Here is a 5,779-nt window from a genome sequence, read left to right as displayed (position 1 = left end):
ACAAAATGATAATCACAAACGGCAACAGTGTGACAGCAACAAAAGATGTCTTATTCAGCAGACTTTTATATGCTCCACAAATTAAACCATAAACCTTACATTTTATTTTATATTTTCAATGTAAAAATCAAAAGCGAAATATTGTAAATTTTATTATAATTTTACAGCATCACTGCCTATTATTTTAACGAATCAAAGTAAGACTGTTAAGGATTATCATGAAGTGTTTTCTAAATTTTTTTCATATTAATCTTATGATATCCATATTCAACTCACCTCATGTCAAATTATAATATATCCAGTAACTTTTTTCAATCAAAGTTTCGTTAAATTCAAGTAAATTATATTTCCGACCAAAATCAAATCGTTGCCATTCAATCTATCTGTATACTCTACCCTTATATTAAATCATATTTTTCATAAACTTTACATGAAATGGATAGCAAATTTTACACATATTTTATAAAATTAAAATTAAATATGAATGTGAGCGTTCTGAACTTGCACTTGATGCTGTTAAAAGATTAAATATTTGATTGTTCAAAAATCGGAGGGACCAGTATGAAGAAATCTTTTTTAATACAACTGTTTACGGCTATAATTCTTCCTTCATTTATTCTGTGCGGATGCAGTACTGCAGAAAGCGAAGACTCTGCTGATGAACGTTACAGCGGAAAATTCCATGGGGAAACAATAAAAATCCTTTCCGGTTCTGAAAACAAAGAACTTTCTGACATTCTTGATGAGTGTGCAGATGAAACCGGTGTTACCATTGAAATGACCTATCAGGGTTCTGTGGATATTATGCATACACTGCAATCCGGTGCAGAAGAATACGATGCTGTGTGGCCGGCATCAAGCCTGTGGATATCACTGGGTGATACTGCACATAAGGTGAAATATAATACATCTGTCTATACTACACCAGTTGTGTTTGGCATTCGCAAATCTCTTGCAGAAAAACTTGGATTTGTGGGTGCAGAAGTTTCTGTCGGTGACATTTTAGATGCGATACAGACCGGTCAGCTGTCTTTCTGTATGACAAGTGCTACTCAGTCCAATTCCGGAGCCAGCGCTTACATCGGATTTCTGTATGCGTTGCTTGGAAAGACGGATACGTTAACAGAAAGCGATCTGGAAAGTGAAAGCCTGAAACGTGATATCTCCCGGCTGCTTTCGGGAATTGACCGCAGTTCCGGCAGTTCAGACTGGCTCAAGGATATGTTCCTTGCCGGAAATTTTGATGCTATGGTAAACTATGAGTGCCTGATAATTGATGCAAATCAGGAACTTGTTTCTCAGGACAGAGAACCGCTCTATGCTGTTTATCCATACGATGGTCTGAGTATGGCTGACTCTCCGCTTGGCTATGTGGATCATGGTGATGCGGAAAAACAGGAGGCTTTTCAGGCAGTACAGGAATATCTGCTGTCAGAAGATGTACAGAATAAAATACAGAAAACAGGCAGGCGCACCGGATTTGAAGGTGTATCAGAAGAGAATATGGATATTTTCAGTACAGACTGGGGTATTGATACACAGCGAATACTCTCGCCCATCACCATGCCCTCTGAACAGGTGCTGAAAAAAGCACTTAATTTATACCAGACGGAATTCCGAAAACCGTCATTAAATGTGTATTGTCTGGATTTTTCCGGCAGTATGACCGGAGAAGGAAATGCACAGCTGGAGGAAGCTATGGCGCAGATTCTCATACAGGAAAATGCAGAGAAAAATATGCTTCAGGCGGACAAGGACGAAGTGAATATTATCATAACATTTTCAGGTGATATCCGGAATGTATACACAGCAGAAAATGCGGATGCCGGCAGTCTTGAAAGGCTTTATGAACAGGTAAGCAGCGAAGAGCCCGAGGGCGGAACAGATATGTATGCCGCTGTAAAAAAGGGAATGGAAATTCTCTCGGAATATGAAAATCTGAATGACTATACACCTGCAATCATACTTATGAGTGACGGTGAGTCGGTCACCAGGTCACAGCCGGAATTCACCGAATACTATAAGGAACTGGGTCTGGATATTCCCATATTTTCTATAATGTTCGGAGATGCAGATTCCTCCCAGCTGGACACACTTGCATCGCTTACCAATGCACGTGTTTTTGACGGACGCACAGATCTCGTTTCTGCATTCCGAAGTGTGAAAGGATATAACTGATTTGGAAAAATATAAAAAAAAGGAACTTGCCGCAGGTTTGCTTGCTGGCTTGCTGGCAGGAGGATTATTTCTTGCTTTGCTGTTCCTGTTTCATTGGAATTTCATTGTGGATATGGTTCTGTCAATCAGTGCTTTCTTTGGATTGTCACTGCTTTTGAAGCCAAAGCTAAAAATTGGAAAGATAAGCATTGATACGCTGCCGGAGGGTGAAACAATAAGCCGGCAGCTTGAGGAAGCACAAAAGGATTTTCACTGCATTGAACAAGCCATGGAGCAGATCCATGAGCCGGCAGTCAGACAGGAAACACAGCGGCTGAAAGAGACTGCCAAAAATATTCTTGAGTATCTTGAAAAACACCCTGAAAAAATCAGGTCTGCCCGACAGTTTATTGACTATTATCAGGAAACTGCTTCTTCTTTGCTGAAAAAATATATCGAACTGCAGGATACTCAGCTCAGAACAGACGATGTTATTCAGCTGCAGAACAATACCTTAAAGGCAATCGGAACGCTGAATACGGCTTTTGAAGAACAGTTTCAGAAACTCATGCGCAGTGAAATGATAGATATGGAGGCTGAAATCCGCCTTCTGGAGCAAACGGTAAAAATGGAGAATGGAATATGAAAACAAAGTTAATCGGCATTGCTGTCCTGCTTGCAGTTATACTTGCAGGAGGCGGATACTATTTCTATCAGAATCAGACAACAGTAACAATCCTGAGTGGTTATCTCGGCGGTGAAAAAATCGGATTGTTTGAGGACAAAGAAGTACAGGATATCATTCGCAGGGAATATCATCTGGAACTGGATTATTCCCGTGCCGGTTCCATGGATATGATAACAGCAGATTTCACGGACAGGGACTACCTGTTTCCATCCAGTCAGACAGCATTGGAATATTACAATGAAACCCATGGAAAGCCTGCTGCCAGCGAGATAATTTTCAACACGCCCATTGTCCTCTATTCACATAAAATCGTTGCTGATGCGCTTATACAGGAAGGTATCGTCACAGAAACAGACGGTGTGTATTATGCGGATATGCAAAAGCTGACGGAGTGTATAATGAACAGAACACAATGGAGTGAGCTGGGACTGTCTGAACTTTACGGAGCTGTAACAGTAGACACAACAGACCCTGTTCGTTCCAATTCCGGAAATATGTTTGCCTCACTCCTTGCAAGCGCACTGAACGGCGGAAGAACAGCTGATGCAGCCAGTATAGATGCAGTACTGCCTCAATTGCAGGAAATTTTTTCACAGCTGGGCTATATGGAAACATCATCTTCCGACCTGTTCAGCCAGTTTCTGCGCATGGGTGTCGGAGCAAAACCAATAATTGCAGGCTATGAAAATCAACTTATAGAATACGCTGCAGAACAGCCGGACAGCTATGCAAAAATCAAAGACGATATTGTCATACTGTATCCCACACCCACAGTATGGTCAACTCACATTTACATTGCGCTGAATGAAGAAGGAAAATCAGGTATCAAAGCTTTGTCTGATGATAAGATACAGGAAATAGCATGGACAAAACATGGCTTTCGTACAGACGGCTGCGATATTGCATCAGCCGGTATCTCAGGCATACCGGAACAGATTACAGCAGTCATTCATATGCCGGACTATGATACCATGAAAAGAATTATGGATAGTCTCAGATAACAGGAGGAATAATTATGTCAGAAATCAATTTAGCTATGCTGGCAAATGCAAAAATACAGCAGGAAAACCCTAAGCAAGAGGAACTTCCGTCAGAAATTACTCAGACTGAGTTCACACCCGAAGAACGGAAACGCATTGATGAAATCAAGACGTCAATTGATTTTATGGACACTCAGACAACGATACAATACGGCATTGGTGCACAGCGAAGTATGACAGAGTTTGCCGATAATATTCTTCAGAATGTCCGTTCCAAAGACGGCGGTCAGGTTGGAGAACTGTTGTCTGATCTTGTCATCGAAATCAAAAGTCTGGACACAAGTCAGTTTACAGATGATGTATTAAGCAAAATCCCCGTTTTGAAAAGTGCCGCACGAAGTATAAAAAAGCTGAAAGAACGATTTGCCAAAGCAGAGGTTCAGATAGATCGTATTGAAGCGGAACTGGAAAAAGCACGTATGAATATGCTGAGGGATATCGGTGTTTTTGATATGATGTATCAGGAAAATCTGAACTGTTTCCGTGAACTTGAACTGTACATTGCCGCCGGCAGAGAACGTATTGCAGAAATTCGTGAAGAAACACTTCCGAAACTCCGTTCGGAAGCATCGGCAAGCGGAAATCCCATGGATGCGCAGCTGGTAAACGACTTTGAAGATACCATTGACCGGTTTGAAAAGAAAATCTATGATCTGGAACTGAGCCGTACCATTTCCATTCAGTCTGCACCGCAGATCAAATTAATACAGAACAATGACCGTATGCTTGTGGACAAAATTCAGACGGCAATTTTAAATACCATTCCAATATGGAAAAGCCAGTTCATAATTGCCATGGGACTTTCCAATCAGCAAAAGGTTCTGAAAATGCAGCGTGAAATTACAGATACTACAAATGCCATGCTAGTAAAGAATGCGGAGCTTTTGAAAAGCAATACCATTGAAACTGCAAATGAAGCCAACCGGGGGATTGTGGATCTGGAAACGCTTCAAACCGTCAATCAGAATCTTATCAGCACTATTGAAGAAACTATTCAGATACAGAAAGCCGGCAGAGAAAAGCGTAAGGCTGCTGAAACAGAACTGGTACGCATTGAGGACGAACTGAAACAGAAATTATTGGAGATTCGTGAGTAATGCTGCAATTATATAGTGAACGTCAAATATATTTGTCGTTTACTATAAATTATGAATCTAGCAAGATTTTACTTTAAATAGAATGGAGTGAATTATGTGAAATCATTCTTTTTGAAATTACTTGATAAATTTATCGCTCTGGTTTTCTATTTTTTTACTGTTTTTTGTTGTATGTACTGCTTTGGGTATGCCCCTGAATGAAATTAAAAGAATCATTCTTGAAAAAGATATAAAATCCGCAGCTGCTGCTTTTATTGTTGTACTGATACCTTTTTTTGCAGAGTGCGCTGTTGCCGGAATCGCCGCTTTGATTCTCACAAAAAATCCCTTGTCACCAAAAGAAAAATTCATGCAGAAGGCTATATTTAGAAACCTGATATTATAAAAAATGAAGATATGAATATAGGTCCTGCCAAGGGTACACTGTCAACTGATGGAAAAGCCTGCTACATGGTAATGGGAATCATTTATGCTGAAGATGACAGCGGACAGGATATCGGAACTATGTACGGACTTAATGAATATTCTGAATCTGTTCAGAAAGCCTTAAAATATAGATGAGGCAAGAAAACCTTGCCGAAATCTATTGGCATATTCAGCAGTTGTCACCTCTGGTGACAAGCAAAATGGCACTTTAAATAATATTGCTCCAACCAATTTGGCATGGTTTAATTGATGAAACAATGATATTGTGGCAATATTATTATAACGTTATATAAATTTAAAATTCAGCTATAAAAAGGAGCGGCTCACCGAACCGCTCCTTTTTGTATTTTCTCATGCCGTCTTTTTCGCAA

6 protein-coding genes are annotated in these 5,779 nt (G+C 40.1%); 5 read left to right on the top strand and 1 reads right to left on the bottom strand.

Annotated features, from left to right (window positions below):
- The first annotated feature begins 561 nt into the window (after positions 1-561).
- Genes ACI4WO_RS06195 through ACI4WO_RS06180 form a run of 4 tightly spaced genes read left to right on the top strand, consistent with a single transcriptional unit; the run spans position 562 to position 4,982 of the window.
- Complete coding sequence (locus ACI4WO_RS06195; RefSeq protein WP_439806692.1) at positions 562-2,178, top strand: substrate-binding domain-containing protein; 1,617 nt, start codon at positions 562-564, stop codon at positions 2,176-2,178.
- A 1-nt stretch (position 2,179) separates the two neighbouring features.
- Positions 2,180-2,803 carry a 5-bromo-4-chloroindolyl phosphate hydrolysis family protein gene (locus ACI4WO_RS06190; protein ID WP_439806691.1) on the top strand — a complete coding sequence of 208 codons (624 nt, stop codon included), beginning with the start codon at positions 2,180-2,182 and terminating at the stop codon, positions 2,801-2,803.
- The gene (locus ACI4WO_RS06185) at positions 2,800-3,846 is read left to right on the top strand and encodes a hypothetical protein (protein ID WP_439806690.1); all 1,047 of its coding nucleotides are present in this window, start codon (positions 2,800-2,802) and stop codon (positions 3,844-3,846) included. The genes ACI4WO_RS06190 and ACI4WO_RS06185 overlap by 4 nt, the downstream gene beginning before the upstream one ends.
- A 14-nt stretch (positions 3,847-3,860) precedes the next feature.
- On the top strand, positions 3,861-4,982 hold the full coding sequence (locus ACI4WO_RS06180) for a toxic anion resistance protein (RefSeq protein WP_439806689.1): 1,122 nt from the start codon (positions 3,861-3,863) through the stop codon (positions 4,980-4,982).
- A 117-nt stretch (positions 4,983-5,099) separates the two neighbouring features.
- Here ACI4WO_RS06180 and ACI4WO_RS06175 read toward each other — a convergent pair whose 3' ends face one another.
- Positions 5,100-5,333, bottom strand: a complete 234-nt coding sequence (locus ACI4WO_RS06175; RefSeq protein WP_439806688.1) for a hypothetical protein — start codon at positions 5,331-5,333, stop codon at positions 5,100-5,102.
- Positions 5,334-5,378: 45 nt separating this feature from the next.
- Here ACI4WO_RS06175 and ACI4WO_RS06170 point away from each other — a divergent pair, with 45 nt between their 5' ends.
- On the top strand, positions 5,379-5,543 hold the full coding sequence (locus ACI4WO_RS06170; RefSeq protein WP_439806687.1) for a hypothetical protein: 165 nt from the start codon (positions 5,379-5,381) through the stop codon (positions 5,541-5,543).
- The last annotated feature ends 236 nt before the right edge of the window (positions 5,544-5,779 follow it).

This window comes from Porcipelethomonas sp. (genome assembly GCF_051893655.1).
In the GTDB taxonomy this organism is placed as follows: Bacteria; Bacillota; Clostridia; order Oscillospirales; family Ruminococcaceae; genus Porcipelethomonas.
Note: the sequence above shows the minus strand (reverse complement) of the source record. Positions and strands in the feature narration are given on the sequence as shown.